This is a genomic window from Pseudarthrobacter enclensis (genome assembly GCF_030811655.1).
In the GTDB taxonomy this organism is placed as follows: Bacteria; Actinomycetota; Actinomycetes; order Actinomycetales; family Micrococcaceae; genus Arthrobacter; species Arthrobacter enclensis_A.
Genome location: NZ_JAUSRE010000004.1, coordinates 149,683 through 164,306 on the forward strand (window position 1 = coordinate 149,683; position 14,624 = coordinate 164,306).

General features: G+C 67.2%; 13 protein-coding genes. 3 read left to right on the forward strand and 10 right to left on the reverse strand.

The annotated features are described in order from the left end of the window. Nucleotides 1-44: 44 nt before the first annotated feature. The 3 genes from J2X98_RS05500 to J2X98_RS05510 are packed head-to-tail and all read right to left on the reverse strand — an operon-like array spanning nt 45 to nt 3,233. Complete coding sequence (locus J2X98_RS05500) at nt 45-1,022, reverse strand: hypothetical protein (protein ID WP_307305228.1); 978 nt, start codon at nt 1,020-1,022, stop codon at nt 45-47. Nucleotides 1,023-1,032: 10 nt separating this feature from the next. Next, on the reverse strand, nt 1,033-2,139 hold the full coding sequence (locus J2X98_RS05505; RefSeq protein WP_307305230.1) for a GTP pyrophosphokinase: 1,107 nt from the start codon (nt 2,137-2,139) through the stop codon (nt 1,033-1,035). A 47-nt stretch (nt 2,140-2,186) separates the two neighbouring features. Next, nucleotides 2,187-3,233: a LacI family DNA-binding transcriptional regulator gene (locus J2X98_RS05510; protein WP_307305233.1), complete on the reverse strand. Its 1,047-nt coding sequence runs from the start codon at nt 3,231-3,233 to the stop codon at nt 2,187-2,189. 160 nt (nt 3,234-3,393) lie between these two features. Here J2X98_RS05510 and uriH point away from each other — a divergent pair, with 160 nt between their 5' ends. From uriH to J2X98_RS05525, 3 genes are read left to right on the forward strand one after another with little or no spacing between them, the layout of a single operon-like run. Further along, entirely contained in the window at nt 3,394-4,515 is a 1,122-nt protein-coding gene (uriH, locus tag J2X98_RS05515) for a uridine-preferring nucleoside hydrolase UriH (protein ID WP_307305237.1), read from the forward strand. Further along, nucleotides 4,516-5,946, forward strand: coding sequence for a uridine transporter UriT (gene uriT, locus J2X98_RS05520; RefSeq protein ID WP_307305243.1), 1,431 nt, complete (start codon nt 4,516-4,518; stop codon nt 5,944-5,946). It abuts the gene before it with no gap. Next, on the forward strand, nt 5,943-6,908 hold the full coding sequence (locus J2X98_RS05525) for a ribokinase (protein ID WP_307305245.1): 966 nt from the start codon (nt 5,943-5,945) through the stop codon (nt 6,906-6,908). The genes uriT and J2X98_RS05525 overlap by 4 nt, the downstream gene beginning before the upstream one ends. A 98-nt stretch (nt 6,909-7,006) precedes the next feature. On the opposite strand, the gene J2X98_RS05530 is transcribed toward J2X98_RS05525, so the two are convergent. From J2X98_RS05530 to J2X98_RS05560, 7 genes are read right to left on the reverse strand one after another with little or no spacing between them, the layout of a single operon-like run. Next, nucleotides 7,007-7,747: an SDR family NAD(P)-dependent oxidoreductase gene (locus J2X98_RS05530; protein WP_307305248.1), complete on the reverse strand. Its 741-nt coding sequence runs from the start codon at nt 7,745-7,747 to the stop codon at nt 7,007-7,009. A gap of 36 nt (nt 7,748-7,783) precedes the next feature. After that, entirely contained in the window at nt 7,784-8,983 is a 1,200-nt protein-coding gene (locus J2X98_RS05535) for an ROK family transcriptional regulator (RefSeq protein ID WP_307305250.1), read from the reverse strand. A gap of 27 nt (nt 8,984-9,010) precedes the next feature. Next, complete coding sequence (gene ggh / locus J2X98_RS05540) at nt 9,011-10,369, reverse strand: glucosylglycerate hydrolase (RefSeq protein WP_307305252.1); 1,359 nt, start codon at nt 10,367-10,369, stop codon at nt 9,011-9,013. Beyond that, nucleotides 10,366-11,448 (reverse strand): ABC transporter ATP-binding protein, encoded by a 1,083-nt coding sequence (locus J2X98_RS05545; protein WP_307305254.1) that lies wholly within the window; start codon nt 11,446-11,448, stop codon nt 10,366-10,368. The genes ggh and J2X98_RS05545 overlap by 4 nt, the downstream gene beginning before the upstream one ends. Nucleotides 11,449-11,489: 41 nt before the next feature. Further along, nucleotides 11,490-12,329: a carbohydrate ABC transporter permease gene (locus tag J2X98_RS05550; RefSeq protein WP_141944637.1), complete on the reverse strand. Its 840-nt coding sequence runs from the start codon at nt 12,327-12,329 to the stop codon at nt 11,490-11,492. Then, a complete protein-coding gene (locus J2X98_RS05555) occupies nt 12,326-13,219 on the reverse strand; it encodes a carbohydrate ABC transporter permease (RefSeq protein ID WP_307305258.1) in 894 nt (297 codons plus the stop codon). Before J2X98_RS05555 ends, J2X98_RS05550 begins: the two co-directional genes overlap by 4 nt. Further along, complete coding sequence (locus tag J2X98_RS05560; protein ID WP_307305261.1) at nt 13,219-14,484, reverse strand: ABC transporter substrate-binding protein; 1,266 nt, start codon at nt 14,482-14,484, stop codon at nt 13,219-13,221. Before J2X98_RS05560 ends, J2X98_RS05555 begins: the two co-directional genes overlap by 1 nt. Nucleotides 14,485-14,624 lie beyond the last annotated feature (140 nt).

A 14,624-nucleotide genomic window follows, 5' to 3' on the forward strand; every position in this document is an offset into this window, starting at 1 on the left:
AATGAACAGCACTCTTGCTGGCTTTGTGCTCCTTACTTGGCTCCTTATCGAAAGCCGGTGGCTTTTGTCCCTGCGAGGTTGGATACGTCCTTCAGCGTTGCCAGTGCCGCCCCCAAGGGACTGGACCGGCCGCCCTGGACCGTAATGTCGCCGGCTTCGGGGCACCTAAAGACCATCGCCTTTTCCGGGCCGGTGATGGAGGAGAGCGGGTCCGGCGGTGCCGCTGCCTCAAGCCGCACCCTGACCGCCATGGGCTGGTCCAGGGAGGCGCTGGCCACGGCGCGGAGGCGCAGTCCCCGAGCGGCCACGGCCAAAGCCCTGGCAGGCGTGGTGGAGTCGATCGGCTCTGTCTCTACTGCAATCCGGGAGACGTCCCAGTCCCACAGGAGCCCTGCAATGAGGCGCACCTTCGTGGCTGCGTCCTTCCCGGACAGGTCCGCGGAAGGGTCCGCCTCGGCGATGCCGCGCCGCTGCGCATCCAGCACCGCGGCGGACAGTTCAACACCACGGGCAAGTTCATCCAACACAAAGTTGGAGGTTCCGTTCGGACAGGCCCGCATAGCCGTGCAGCCCATGCCCCTCAGTGCTACACGGGCGGTGTCGGCCGTGGGAAGCGCCGCGCCCGTGGCTCCGGAGATGCGGATGCGGCTCCCGCCTTCGTCCGCTGCACGTTCAAGGTCGCGCCAATGGCTGAGGACGTGGCTCTTGGTCGCTGTCACCACGTCGGCGCCGCTCCTCAAGGCAACAATAGCCTCCTGCAACACGCGCGAGTGAGCTTCAGGCGAGGAGGGCAGTGCCTGGACCAGGACGTCAGCCCGGGTAAGGGCCAGCGTCTCTTCGATTGGCCGCAACGGCGCCCAGGAGGAGCGCTCCGGCACGGCGGAGCCGGGAGCAAGGAAGACCTCCGTCTCGTGACCCCGGATGGCGGCAATCTCCAGGAAGGAATCATGCGCCGATACCGCAGCAACAAAGGCCTGCCCCACCGGACCGAAACCGGACAGAACCACCTGCGTGGGTTTCAACGACAAAGCCCTACTTCGCCGTCATCCTGTACCGCTCGATCTGCCGCAGCCGCCGCAGCAGGCTGTCGCGCCGGGGGTGCGGGACGACGTCGGGCGCCTCGGCGGTCAGGTCCACATGGCTTGTGCCGTACTGCCAGAGCAGGAGGTCGTCCAGCAGCCGGTCCGGACCGGGGGAGTAGCGGTGGTCCAGGGCCTTGCGCACTTCAGTAATGCGGTTGGCGTTCAGCAGCCCGGCCAGCTGCATGGTCTGGTTCAGCCCGTGCGCGGCGAGGAGTTCCGCCGCCCAGCCCCAGTCATCGTCCACCTTGCGGTCCACGTGGGGGAGCAGGGTACGCCAGACGTCGCGGATCCGGTTGGGCGTGAGTGGCGCTGCCCCCTCGCCGTCCATGTCCCAGTAGCTGCGGACTTCCTCATACCGCTCGTGCAGGTCCGCGAAGGCCGTCTCCACCGTTTCCAGCATGGCCGCGGTGGCCGTGAACTGCCGGTCAAAGTGCGGCGTCCAGGCGCGCGGATCCTCCGCCTTGAACCGGATGTCATGCTCAATCTCGCTCCACGCGTGGGCAAAAATGGTGCGGATCTGGCACTCGAAAAAGTAGCTGCCGTTGGGCTGAACGTCCGGGTTGAAGACCTGCTGGTACTCCTTGACGGCCTCGTTTTGGATGGTCCGCAGGATCAGGTGCCGGCTGGAGTACCCATAGGTACCGGACTCGATGGACCCGATGTCCTTCTCCCGGTCCCCACGGCAGTCGAAAACCTGGCGCTGCCGCTTGATGATGTTGGCCACCACGGCGTTTTCCGCCGGCAGTTTGGTGATGACGCGGATGCCCACCATGTCATTGAGGGTGCGGAACGGGTCCGGGAACTTCAGGAGCCTGCGTCCACCTGGCTCCAGCGGTTCCTCCGTGCGGGAGATCTTTTCCTTGAAGGATTCCACCGTTTTGGTGCGGCCGGTGACGAAGAGCGGCGTCACCTCGCTGTCCTTCAACATGTCCCGCAGGGTCAGCAGGACGTCGCGGGTCACCAGCTTCAGGGCAGGCCGGACGCGCTCATAGATCTCCACGTTGTGCTGCACAGACTCACGCAGCGGCGCGTCCAGGCTTTCCCAGTTACTCGGCATAATCCCAGCTTACGGCCGGGGTGCGACACGGGCCGGGCACGAAGGCCCTACGTCGCGGCGGCCACCGTGGAGCCGCGCACCACCAGCGAGCTCTCCAGCGTCAGCTCCTCCTGCTCCAGCGCCTGCCCCTCCATCAGCCGGCGCAGCTGCTCTCCGGCCTTCAGCCCCAGCAGCTCCGCGGGCAGGTGGACGCTGGTCAGGCCCGGGCTGCTGGTGGCTGAGTAGGGCAGGTCGTCGAAGCCGGCCACCGCCAGCTCCTCCGGAATGCGGACCCCCTCCACCCGGGCTTCCTGCAGCACACCATAGGCGTGCGTGTCAGTGGCGCAGGCGACGGCGGTCACCCCTTCGCGCTGCCACTCCGGCCAGGCGGCGGCGAAGGCAGCAGCCGCCTCGCCGACGTCGATGGTGGTGGCGGGAATGTGGCTGGGATCTACGGACATTCCCCGCGCCGCGGCCTCCGCCAGGAATGCTTCCCGGCGGATGGTAAAGGTCTCCGTCCCCGTAATGCTGTCCAGGTAGGCCACCCGCCGGTGGCCGGCCCCTGCCAGGTGCGCAGCCAGCTCCCTGGCCCCATGGGCAACGTCAAGGTTGACTGCCGGGGCGACGGATGCCAGGCCCGGCGCATCCAGCAGGACCAGCGGGCCGCCCACTGAAAGGTCGGCCAAGAAGCCTGCGTTGGGGGCGTCCACCAGGAGCCCTGCCGGCCGGAGGGACATCAGCTTCCGCACGTCGTCGGCCTTGGGGAACTCGCCCGACTCGGTGACGGACAGCAGCAGCTGGTAGGTGGGTCCGAGCGATTCCCGCACCCCGCCGATCACCTTGGCGAAGAACGGGTTGGAGATGTCCGGCGCCACCAGGATCACGATGGAGCTCACCCCGCGGGCCAGCGAGCTGCCGATCCCGTCCACCACGTAGCCCAGCTCGGCAATGGCCTCCCGCACGCGGGAAATGTTGTCCTCGGACACCCGGCCCGCCGTCTTGCCGTTGGCCACCAGCGACACCGTGGCCACGGAAACCCCTGCTCGCGCAGCAACCATGGCTGCCGTCACCCGCCGGGGCCGCGCCCGCTGCTGCACCTGTTCCCCGGAATCCATACTCCGATCCTAGTCGCCGCCGGGCAGCCCCAGGCAGGGCAAGGCGTCAAGCGTTTGACGTGGGACAACGCGGGACGGACGTCAAGCGTTTGACGCGGGCAACACAACCCTGCCATGATTCCTCCCGGAATACTCAAAACCCCTGCCCCGGCAGGCCCCAATGACGTGGAGCACCATCGTGGAACCAAATCCCCAAGCGAGCCAGCGCCGGACGGGTTCACCAGAACCCCGGAAAATCATCCTGGACTGCGACCCCGGCCACGATGACGCCGTGGCCCTGCTGCTGGCCCATGGCAACCCCAACATCGAACTCCTGGCCGTCACCACGGTGGTGGGCAACCAGACCCTCGAAAAAGTCACCCGCAATGCCCTGGCCGTCGGCACCATCGCCGGCATCACCGGAGTCCCCTTCGCAGCCGGCTGCCCCCGCCCGCTGGTGCGCAGCATCGAAACCGCGCCGGACATCCACGGCGACAGCGGAATGGACGGCCCCGCACTGCCCGAGTCCACCATCGAACTGGACCCGCGCCACGCCGTCGACCTCATCATTGACACGGTCATGGCGCACGAGCCCGGCACTGTCACGCTCGTCCCCACCGCCGGCCTCACCAACATCGCCATGGCCGCCCGCAAGGAACCGCGCATCGTGGAACGCGTCAAGGAAGTGGTCCTCATGGGCGGCGGCTACCACGTGGGCAACTGGAGCGCCGTGGCCGAATTCAACATCATCATCGACCCCGAGGCCGCCCACATCGTCTTCAACGAAAAGTGGCCGGTGGTGATGGTGGGCCTGGACCTCACCCACCAGGCGCTGGCCACCCCGGAGGTGGTGGAGAAGATCGCCGCCATCGGCACGGGCCCCGCCAAGTTCGTCACCGAGCTGATGGACTTCTTCGCCCACACCTACAAGGACGCCCAGGGCTTCGACTTCCCGCCCGTCCACGACCCCTGCGCCGTGGCCTACGTGATCGACCCCAGCATCGTCAGCACCCGCAAGGTCCCCGTCAACATCGAGCTGCAGGGCACGCTCACCCTGGGCATGACCGTGGCCGACTTCCGCGCCCCGGCACCCGCGGACTGCCACACCAGCGTGGCCGTGGACCTGGACCACGCACGGTTCTGGAACCTGGTTACCGATGCGCTGGTCCGCATCGGTGAGCCGGGCGCCAATACCAAGGCGGACGACGCCGGGAGCAGCGGAGGCGCGGATGGCACCCAGGGCAGCACGGCCGACGTCGTACGCCCGGAAAGTGCCCACCTCACCGCCGGAGGGGTCAAGTAGATGGCCACCGCAACCATGGCTGAAACCAAGACCGGCCGCGGCACCATCGCCGCCCTCATGACCGCCCTGCTGGCCGCCTGCGTAGCGTTCCAGCTCAACGCCTCCATGCTCAGCCCCGCCCTGGTGACCATGGGCCAGGAACTCAAGGCGGACCAGGCGCTGATCGGCCTCTCCCAGACCTGGTTCTTCACCGCCGCCGCCCTGTTCTCCCTGTTCCTGCCCCGCCTGAGCGACATCGTGGGCCGCAAGAAGGTCCTGGTGGGCATGATGCTGCTCATGGCCGTGGGCTCCGTCATCGCCGCGCTCGCCCCGGACATCACCTGGCTCTTCGTGGGCCGCATCATCCAGGGCGTCAGCGGACCTACCGTCCCGCTGTGCCTCATCATGCTGCGCTCCGCCGTCAGCAACCCCCGCAAGTACGGCACGCTGATGGGCCTTATTACCGCCGTCAATGGCGGTGTGGCCGGCGTGGACTCCTTCGTGGGCGGTTACTTCGCCGAGCACTACGGCTTCCGCAGCATCTTCTGGCTCATGGTGGTCCTCGCCGCCGCGGCCACAGCCCTCATCGTGTTCCTCGCTTCCGAAAGCAGGCCCGCCGCAGGAACCCGCATGGACTGGCTGGGCGTGTTCTTCATCGTGGTGGCCGTCGGTGCCCTGCTGACCGCCCTGAACGAAGGCTCCAAGCTGGTGGGAGGCTTCAACTCAGGCACGCTGATGCTGAGCCTGGCGCTGGTGGCTGTCTCCGCCGTCGCGTTCCTTGCCTTCTGGCGGACCGAACAGCGCGCCGCGCAGCCCATGGTGGAAACCGTCCACCTGCGCCAGCGTTCCACCTGGGCCCCGCTGCTGACCACCACGCTGACCATGACCGGCATCTTCGCCGTCATCAACGGCATCGTTCCGGCCTACGTCCAGGCTGGGTCGCCGGGGTTCGGTGTTGGCCCCACCGAGATGTCGCTGATCATCCTCACCCCGTACGCCCTGCTGGGCTGGCTGGTGGGTGCGCTCAGCGGCAGGCTGGCCCCGGTCCTCGGCTACACCAAGGTGCTGCGCATCGGGCTCCTGGGCAGCATCGCCGCGCTCGCAGTCATCGCGTTCCTGGGCCTGCACAGCCTGCCGCTGATGATCTTCGGTACGGTCTTGCTGGGCATCATGTACGCCGGTACCGTCAACATCATGCTCAACGGACTCGGCGTTGTCCTCTCGCCCGCACGCAACCCCGGCTTCCTGCCCGGCATGAACGCCGGCGCGTTCAACCTCGGCGCCGGCCTCAGCTTCCTGATCCTGCCCGCCGTGCTGGTGGCGACGTCGGCCCTCGGCGATGCGGGTGCCTCCTACCTGACCGTCGTCCTCGTGGGCCTGGCGCTGACCGTCGCTGCGTTCGCCGCGTCGCTGCTGATCCCCAAGCCGGTTGAGGCGGAGGTGGCCGCATGAGCAGCGCGGGCGTTGGGCACCCAGGCCGGATCGTCGTCGTCGGCTCCCTCAACGCCGACCTCACCATTTACTGCGACCGCCTGCCGAAGCCCGGCGAGACGGTGCACGGAAACGGGTTCGCTGTGAACCCCGGCGGCAAGAGTGCCAACCAGGCAGTCGCCGCGGCACGCCTGGGCGGGCACGTCAGCCTGGTGGGTGCCGTGGGGGAGGACGCCAACGGCAACATGCTCGAGGCCTCCGTCGCCGGGGCAGGCGTGGACGTCAGCCATGTGCGCACTTCCAGGGAGCCCACCGGCGTTGCCGTGATCGCCGTGGATGCCCGCGGCGAAAACAACATCATCATCTCCGCCGGCGCCAACGGGACGCTGTCACCCGCCGACGTGACCCGCGCTGCGGACGTCCTGGAGGGGGCCGACGTCGTCAGCCTCTGCCTGGAGGTCAGCATGGAGACGGTGCTGGCGGCGGCGCAGGCAGGGCACGACGCCGGCGCGCAGGTCCTGCTGAACCTCTCGCCCTACGCGGAGATCCCCCCAGCCCTGGCCGAGTTGGCGGACGTCCTGCTGGTGAACGCCCACGAGGCCGCGCTGTTCCTGGGATCGGACGTGCCCGGTGCCGGTGCCCCCGCTGCGGAGTGGGATGCGGTGTGCTCCCGGTTCGCCGGCCGCGGGATCCGGCAGGTTTTGGTGACCCTGGGGTCGAAGGGCTCCGTGGTGCTGGACGCGGGTGCACCTGCCGGCGCCCGCGTCACCTTAGTCCAGCCCACCGAGGTGCGTGCCGTGGACACCACCGGTGCCGGAGACGCCTTCACCGGGGCGGTTGCCGTCCGGCTCGCAGCGGGCGATGCGCTCGCGGATGCCGCTGCGTTCGCCTCCGTTGCCGCGGCCATGGCGACCACGCGCAAGGGGACCCAGGCGGCCTACCCGGAAGCGGCCGACGTCGAACGCCGCCTCAGCGCCTCCTAACCCCATCCACTGCTCCGTACCGGCACAAAACCCCATCGATTGCTCCGTACTTGTCGTTATGGGGCGCGAAAACGACAAGTACTCAGCAGTCGACGGGGTCAGCGCAGTGCGTCCAGGGTAACTCCGGTGTGTTCCGCGAGTTGCGCCAGGAGGGCGTCCTGGAACTGGGAGTCGTGGGCTGCCGGATGCGGCGTCTGCCGGCGCTGGTGGTACCAGTAGCCGCCGCTGGCCAGCGCCGCCGGATCATCGCTGGTGGCCAGCCACTCCTGCGTGCGGTGGCCCAGTTCCAGGCTGTCCGGCGCTGACCGCCCGCCCATCCGCGTGGGGACCCAGCCAGGGTCCACGGCGTTGCTGGTGACGTCAGGAAACAGCCGGGCCACCGCTGCGGAGAGCGCGGTGACGTGCAGCTTGGTGGTGGAGTAGGAGGCCGTCGTCGTGCGTCCGGTCCAATCCAGGCCGTCCAGTCCGGTGTCGCCGCCCCGGTGCATCCCGCTGCTGAGGTAGACCAGCCGGCGCGGACCGGGGATGAGTGCGGTCAGCAGGTACGGGGCGACGACATTGACCGGCAGCAGTGCAGGGCCGTTCAGCACGCCTGCGTTGTGGATGACGGCGCTGATACCGCCGATTCCGTTCGCCTGGTCCGCTAGCTGCCGGACCTCCTCCAGGTTGGCAAGGTCGCCGACGACGCACTGCGCACCGCGGTCCAGGAGGTGCTGGACCGCGGGGAGCCGGCGGGAGGACCGGGCGTGCACGATCACCTCGTGGCCGGCCTGCACCAGCGAGGCCGCTGCCGCCCGGCCCAGCCCGTCAGTGGATCCGGTGATCAAGACGCGTGCCATGCGCAGACCTGCTTTCGCTTCTGGATGTCCTGCCTGCTACCGCCGGGGGTTGCCGGATGCCGTGCGGACTGCTTCTTCTGAAAACACCTGGTCCACAGCTCCCGGGGCGAAAATCTTCCGCATCACAAGGGTAGCGAGCCCCGAACAGGCAGCAACGTCTTCCTGGTGCCCGGTTTCCACCACCAGGCCTTCGCCGATCCGGTCCACCACATCGGCGAGGACGCGCTCTCCCACCTGCTGTGCGAAAAAGTCCATGGATCCCACTTCCCCTCCCAGGACCAGCCGGTCAGGGTTGAGCGTTGTGACCGTGGCGGCCAGGGCGCTGCCCAGCACTTCCGCCGCCGATTCCAGGGCCCCGAGCACCGCAGGATCACCCGCCCCCGCAGCGGCGCGGATGGCTGCCATGTTCTTGAAGCCCCGTGCGCTGAGCTTCTCACTGAGTGCCCTGCCTGAACTGTAGGCCGCGAGGCAGCCGCGGCGGCCGCACCGGCACAGCGGACCGTCCGGAGTCATCCGGATATGTCCGATGTCCCCCGCCGCGCCGTGGGCACCCCGGAGGATGGAACCCTCCACCACGATGCCGCAGCCAATGCCGGTGCCCACTTTCACGTAGACCACGGTCTCGGCATCGCTCCTGCGCTCGCCCAGGCCGGCTGCCCTGGCATCGTTCTCGACGACGAGGGGCAGGTCCCAAGAGGCGTTGACCGCTGCTACTACGGAGTCCGCTGCCCAGCCGGGGAGGGTCGTGGGGTGCCGGACGTGCCCCGTGCCGGCCTCCACGGGGGCCGGGAGGCTGACACCTATACCGAGCAGCGTCTCATTCTTCCCCTGGGCCAACAGCGCCTGCCCTTCCCGGATCAACGGGCCCAGGACGGACTCGGCAGGGTCGCTGACATCGAGGGTTTTCGTGAAGGAGCGCAGCTGCCTGCCCGCGGTGTCGGCAATGCTCACTGTGCCGTGGGTCTGGCCGAGGGTGATCGCCAGGACCACCCTGCCCCTGTCTTCGAAGCGGATCTTCCGTGACGGACGCCCGCCCGTGGAGTCCAGCGGCTCCGCTTCGTAGATGTAGCCACGCCGGGTGAGCGTGTCCAGCCGTTCATACAGGGTGGCCCGTGACATGCCGGTGGTGGACAGGAGCTGCTGCCGGGACAGTCCGTCCGCGGCGCGGATGAGTTCCAGCAGGTGCCCGTGCGACGTCGCCCCAACCAGTCCCGCAGGCACTCTTTCAACCGTCACTCCGGCCCCCTTTCCCGGTTCCCCAGCCTACTTCCCCTTGTTGTTCCCCTGATACGACCCCACCCATTCCAGGGCCGCGGCCGCGGTCCATGCCTGGGCGAGGCTTCCGAGGGGTTCGCCGGTGAACGGCTCGTAGTACTCGCCGAACTGCAGGTCCGAAAGCTGTTCAAGGGAGGCCGACCTCAGTATCTCGAAGAGCGCTGCCTCACCATCGCGGGCGCAGGCCCAGCCAAGGAGCAGGTTGAGGAAGGGCCACACGGGGCCGCGCCAGTAGGTCCGGGGCCGGAAGGCATCGCTGGCAGGGGATGTGGAAGGTGGCAGCGGGAAGCGCAGGCCCGGGAAGCCCATCCACCGCGGTCCGCGCAGGAGTTCCCGCTGGGCTGCCAGAAGGGCGGGGTCGCCGCCTGCCACGAGGGGCGCGAAACCGGAAACCGTCTCAGTGCCAATCCATTCCCGGGCCAGCACGTCGTAGTCCCGCGCCAGCCCGGTCTCCGGGTCCACCGTCGAGGCGACACCTGCGCGGAACCGGGCCGCCATGGCCCGGAGCTCGCCGGCCTCGTGTTCCCGGCCGAGCTCATCGCCAAGGCCTGCAAGGACGTCGCTGGACGCAGCCAGGATTGCGGAGAAGAAGACGTCGCGGACGCGGAAATCGACGGCGTCCTGCACGGCGGCGTCATCGAACCCGACCTCGGCCATCTGCTGAACCAGCCACAGGTACTTGGTGTACTCGTCGTCGTCGGGCCGTTCACTGGCGTCTGCCACGTGCAGGACATCCCTGCGGGTGAATGCCGGCACGGGTCCCGGAACGATCCGTGAGTAGGGGCCGTCCCACCGGGGTGAGTTGTCGAAACCCGATTCCCAGCCGTGGTGGATTTCAACAAGCCCCACGCTGTCGGGGTCGCGGACTGCCGCCAGCCACCGGTGCCATGCCAGCCACCCGTCAAAGGACTCCGCCAGGAACGACTCGGCCACCTCCTGGTCTTCGCCGCCGTTTTCCCGCCCGCGGTCAACGATGTGGCGCAGTGCGATGGCGTGGACGGGAGGCTGGCAGATGCCGCTGCTGCGGATACCTTCGGGCAGCGCCGCCGCACTTTCCGTGCCCCACCGGTCGAAGCCCGGGAAGTATCCGGTGTCGTTGTCGCTGAACACGATGTGCGGAATCATGCCCGTGGACCACTGCGCTTTGAGGAGGCTGCGCAGTTCCGTGACGGCCCGGGGGACGCTGGTGCGGGCAAGCCCGATGGCAACGAAGGCCGCGTCCCAGCTCCACATGTGGGGGTACAGGTTCGGGGCGGCGCTGGTCATGGTGCCCAGGTCGTTGACCTTGAGGACTTCAACAGCGGCTGAGCGCAGTTCTTCCATGGACAGGGAGCGGGTCGGGTTCATGAGGCCTCCAGTGCCATTGACGTTTCGCGGTCGTAGACGCGCATGGTGTTCGGTGCGAAGCCCAGCCAGACAGTCCGGTGGGGTGCCGTTTTGAAGGTGGGCGGCGCCTGCACCTTGAGGGGGTGTCCGTCCACCTCAACGGTGAGCAGGGTGGTGGAGCCCATCGGTTCCACCACCAGGACAGTGGCGGCCACATCGCCGGACGAGCGGGTGCTGTTGACTGCCACGTTTTCGGCACGGACCCCAAGGAGGACGTCCTTGCCTGCGAAGGAACGCAGGATGGAAGGGGCCATGAGCTGCTGTTCACCCAGGACCAGCGTGCCGCCGTCGTGGCTGACTGCGGCGTCCAGGAAGTTCATCGGCGGGGAACCGATGAAGCCGCCCACGAACCGGTCCGCGGGGGCGTCATAGACGTCCAGCGGGTCACCCAGCTGCGCGATCCGGCCCTTGCGCATCACGGCCACCTGGTCTCCCAGGGAAAGCGCCTCGCTTTGGTCGTGCGTGACGTAGACCGTGGTGGTCCCAAGGTCCTGGACGATTTTCTTCAGTTCCGAGCGGAAGGTCAGGCGGAGCAGGGCGTCGAGGTTGGACAGCGGCTCGTCCATGAGCAGTACATCGGCGTCCATGACGATGGCCCTGGCCACGGCAACCCTCTGCCGCTGGCCGCCGGAGAGGTTGGCCGGGAGCCGGTCCAGGTACGGGCCCAGCTGGAGAAGATCGGCCGCCCACTGCACCTTGCGTTCAATTTCATCCGCCGGCACCTTGGCCATCTTCAGCCCGAATCCGATGTTGTAGCGGACCTTCCGGTGGGGGAAGACGGCGTAGGACTGGAACACCATGGACAGGTTGCGCTTGTTGGGCGGCAGGTAGGTGACGTCGCGGCCGCCGATGGAGATCGAACCTGAGTCGGGCAGTTCGAGCCCGGCGATCATCCTCAGCAGTGTGGTCTTTCCGCAACCGGAAGGTCCGAGGAGGACGGTGAACTCACCGTCACGGATGGACAGGGACACGTCATCCGTGGCGCGTTCTGATCCGCCGGGATAGGTTTTGACGAGGTTGGAGATCTGGATGTCAGCCACGATGGGCTCCTTCGAAAGAGTGGGTGGTGGGCCTGGAGGGCCTAGCGGATGGTTGAGCCCCACATGTTGGTGAGGTAGCGGCGCATCAGGGCAATGAAGATGATGGACGGGATGACCAGGGCAAAGCCCCCGGCGAACCTGTACGCGAGCGGTGAGTCTGACAGCGAGCTGAGGACCTGCGCGGGAAGGGTGCGGTGGTCGAGGGTGAGGATGGATGCGCCCAGCACTTCGTTCCAGGACATGACGAAGGTGAAGATCGACGCCGCGGCGAGGCCGGGAAGGGCCATGGGGAGCACCACCCTGCCGAACGCCCCGAGCGGTGAGCAGCCGAACAGCCGGGCAGCTTCCTCGACGTCGATGGGGACGCTGAGGAAGACGCTGGCAGAGATCAGGATGGTGGTGGGCAGCGCCAGCGCGGTGTGGAGCAGGATGACGGCGTACGTCGTGTCATAGATGTCCACCGTCAGGAAGAGCCTGGCCAGGGGAACGGACAGCACCACGATGGGGAGGGCCCGGGTGAAGAGCAGGAACAGCTGGTACGGGTCCTTGCCGGGGAAGGTGAACCGGGCCAGTGCGTACCCCGCGGGAACGCCGATCAGCGCTGACAGCAGGAGGGTCCCGGCGCCAACAATCAGCGAGTTGCCGAGTGCTCCGAAGATGCCGGTGGAGCCGAGGAAGGCGTTGAGCGTTTCGACCGAGAAATGGGTGGGGAGGAGCGACAACGGGAACTCGTTGAGCGATTCACGGCTGGATAGCGCCGCAAGCGAGATCAGGTAGATGGGGATCAGCATGAAGAGCGAGACGGCGATGCACGCCGCCTGCAGCAGGATCCGGTTCCGCTTCCGACGCCCAATGGGCGTGGTGTCCACAGTGGTGCTCATCGGAGCCCTCCCTGGTTCTGGTCGCGGAGAGCCCGCAGGTAGAAGATCGACGTCAGCATGGACACGACGAGGATGACGAGTGCCAGTGCCGCAGCGACGTTGGGGTTCTGCAGCCCGGTGTACCAGCGGTAGGTTTCACCCACCACAAGGGGAAAGTTCTGGCCAGTCAGTGCCTGGGCCACCGCGAAGGTCTGGAAGGCAAGGATGGTCCGGAGGATCAGCGCCACCTGGAGGCTGGGCTTGAGCAGCGGCAGCGTCACGTGCCGGAGGCGCTGCCAGAAGGCGGCGCCGAATACCTGGGCAGCCTCGTCATAGTCTTTGGGGATGCCCTGCAGTCCTGCCACCACGATGATCAGCACCAGGGACGTGGCGCGCCAGAGCTCGGCGATGAGGACGCAGATGAACATGCTGGTCTGGTTGTCGTAGGCCAGCCAGGAGGTGCCCTGCAGGCCGAACCAGGACAGGACAGAGTTGAGGTAGCCGCGGTCGTTGAAGATCGCGAGCCATACCAGGCCGGCCGCCAGGTCGCTCAGCGCCAGGGGGATGGCCCAGACGAAGAAGTGGACCTTGTGCAGCCGCGGGTTGCTGCGCAGCATCAGGGCCATGGCGATGGCAAGGGCGAACTGCAGCGGAATCATCACCACGATCAGCAACAGGGTGTTGCGGACCGCTGGCCAGAAGTAGGGGTCCTGGACCATGCGGGTGACGAATTCGAGGGTGAAACCCTGGTCGTCCCTGAAGGCCTGCAGTACTCCCTGGACGACGGGCCATCCCAGGAGCAGTGCCATGAAGATTACCGAGGGCGCTATCAACAGGACGGCGGGAGGTATTTTCCGCCGCCGCGGTGGTGCCGCTGTTGCGGCGGGGGTGGGGGGTGCCTCTACAGCCATTACGCTACCTCGCACGTGGTGGAGATCGGATCGGGGGCCCAGCAGGGAATGTTCAGGCCCTTCAGGATGGTGTTGAGCTGGGTGGCCTGCGTATCCAGGACCTGCTGGACGGGCCGGGTTTCCAGGCAGATCTGCTGGAAGCAGTTCTTGAAAATTTGGGACACTTCGCCTTCTTTGGCGCCCAGCCCTACCGGCGGGAGAGCCAGGAGGGCCCCGGCGGAGCGTTGCTGGCGGCGCACTGCGGCGGCTTCGAGCGCGATGGCCCCCGTCAAGTCTGAGGGAAGCTCGGTTTGGACCACGGGGAAGAAGGCGTTGCTGCGCAGGGTTTCGATCTGCGCGGCCGGTTCGGTCAGGGCGCGAATGGCCTTCTCTGCGAGGTCACGGTCCTTGCCGTTTTTGGGCAGCGCCATCCCGGCGATGATCAGCATGTACCCGCGTCCCTTGGGCCCGCGCGGTGCGGGGACCATGAGCCAGTCGTCCGGTTTGTCGGCGGGGGCATTGACCAGGCGGGCCACATGGTCCCAGGCCACCAGCACCTCGCCCCGGGCCAGTGGCTCCTGCATGTAGTCATAGTTGGTGGACGCCGGGGCCATCACGGACCACAGTTCCTGCATGTAGTCCCAGGCGCCCACCGCATCCTGGCTTCGGAACGTGGTGATTTGCCCGCCGGTGAAGCTGGGCAGGAGGAAACCCTGGTAGAAGCGGTGGTGCAGGCCCTTCGGGCCGGCCGGCATTCCGAAGACGGGGCGGCCCGCTCCCTGTTTGGCGGACTTGGCCCACGCGAGGTAGCCCTCATATGTCAGGTCGTTGACGTCCACGCCCGCGGGGAGCCACTCCAGGGCCTTTTTGTTTACGGCCACCACGTAGGTTGCCTGCATCCAGGGGACGTAGCGGGAGGTGGAACCGCCCACCTTGGTCAGGTCGAGCATTTCCTTGGTGAATCCGCGCCCGGACAGATCCCTGAGGAGGCCATCGACGTCTTCGAGGGAGCCGGCCAGCGGGGCCAGTTCGCCGTGAAGTCCACCCAGGAGGGAGGTCTTCACGTTGCCGGCGCCCGCCTGCGAGGTCACCGTGGAGGCGAAAACGCCGGGGTCCACCGAGTTGTAGGCGGTGGGGACTTTCGCGAACTTCCTGAGGACCGCTTCGTAGCGTTGTTTTTCCTCCACTGGGGTGAACTGCGTGGAAAGGAACCCGACGGTGCCCTGACCTGCTGATGCGCCGCTGGTATCAAACCCCGCACAGGATGCGAGGAAAGGGGCTGACATGGCGGTTCCCAGCCCCGCCAGGAGGAGGTTTCTTCGGGAAACAGCCCCGTGGCGGGGCCGTGATTTCGGGTCGTTCATTGACTGCTCCCATCGGATGTGCGCCACTGCACAAACTTTCGTTTAAGCATTAGACATAAGTC

Excerpts from the sequence above, each read along its gene's own strand:
- J2X98_RS05505 (WP_307305230.1), bottom strand. The coding sequence starts at position 2,139 with ATGCCGAGTAACTGGGAAAGCCTGGACGCGCCGCTGCGTGAGTCTGTG.
- J2X98_RS05510 (WP_307305233.1), bottom strand. The coding sequence starts at position 3,233 with ATGGATTCCGGGGAACAGGTGCAGCAGCGGGCGCGGCCCCGGCGGGTG.
- uriH (WP_307305237.1), top strand. The coding sequence starts at position 3,394 with ATGACGTGGAGCACCATCGTGGAACCAAATCCCCAAGCGAGCCAGCGC.
- uriT (WP_307305243.1), top strand. The coding sequence starts at position 4,516 with ATGGCCACCGCAACCATGGCTGAAACCAAGACCGGCCGCGGCACCATC.
- J2X98_RS05525 (WP_307305245.1), top strand. The coding sequence starts at position 5,943 with ATGAGCAGCGCGGGCGTTGGGCACCCAGGCCGGATCGTCGTCGTCGGC.
- J2X98_RS05530 (WP_307305248.1), bottom strand. The coding sequence starts at position 7,747 with ATGGCACGCGTCTTGATCACCGGATCCACTGACGGGCTGGGCCGGGCG.
- ggh (WP_307305252.1), bottom strand. The coding sequence starts at position 10,369 with ATGAACCCGACCCGCTCCCTGTCCATGGAAGAACTGCGCTCAGCCGCT.
- J2X98_RS05550 (WP_141944637.1), bottom strand. The coding sequence starts at position 12,329 with ATGAGCACCACTGTGGACACCACGCCCATTGGGCGTCGGAAGCGGAAC.
- J2X98_RS05555 (WP_307305258.1), bottom strand. The coding sequence starts at position 13,219 with ATGGCTGTAGAGGCACCCCCCACCCCCGCCGCAACAGCGGCACCACCG.
- J2X98_RS05560 (WP_307305261.1), bottom strand. The coding sequence starts at position 14,484 with ATGTCAGCCCCTTTCCTCGCATCCTGTGCGGGGTTTGATACCAGCGGC.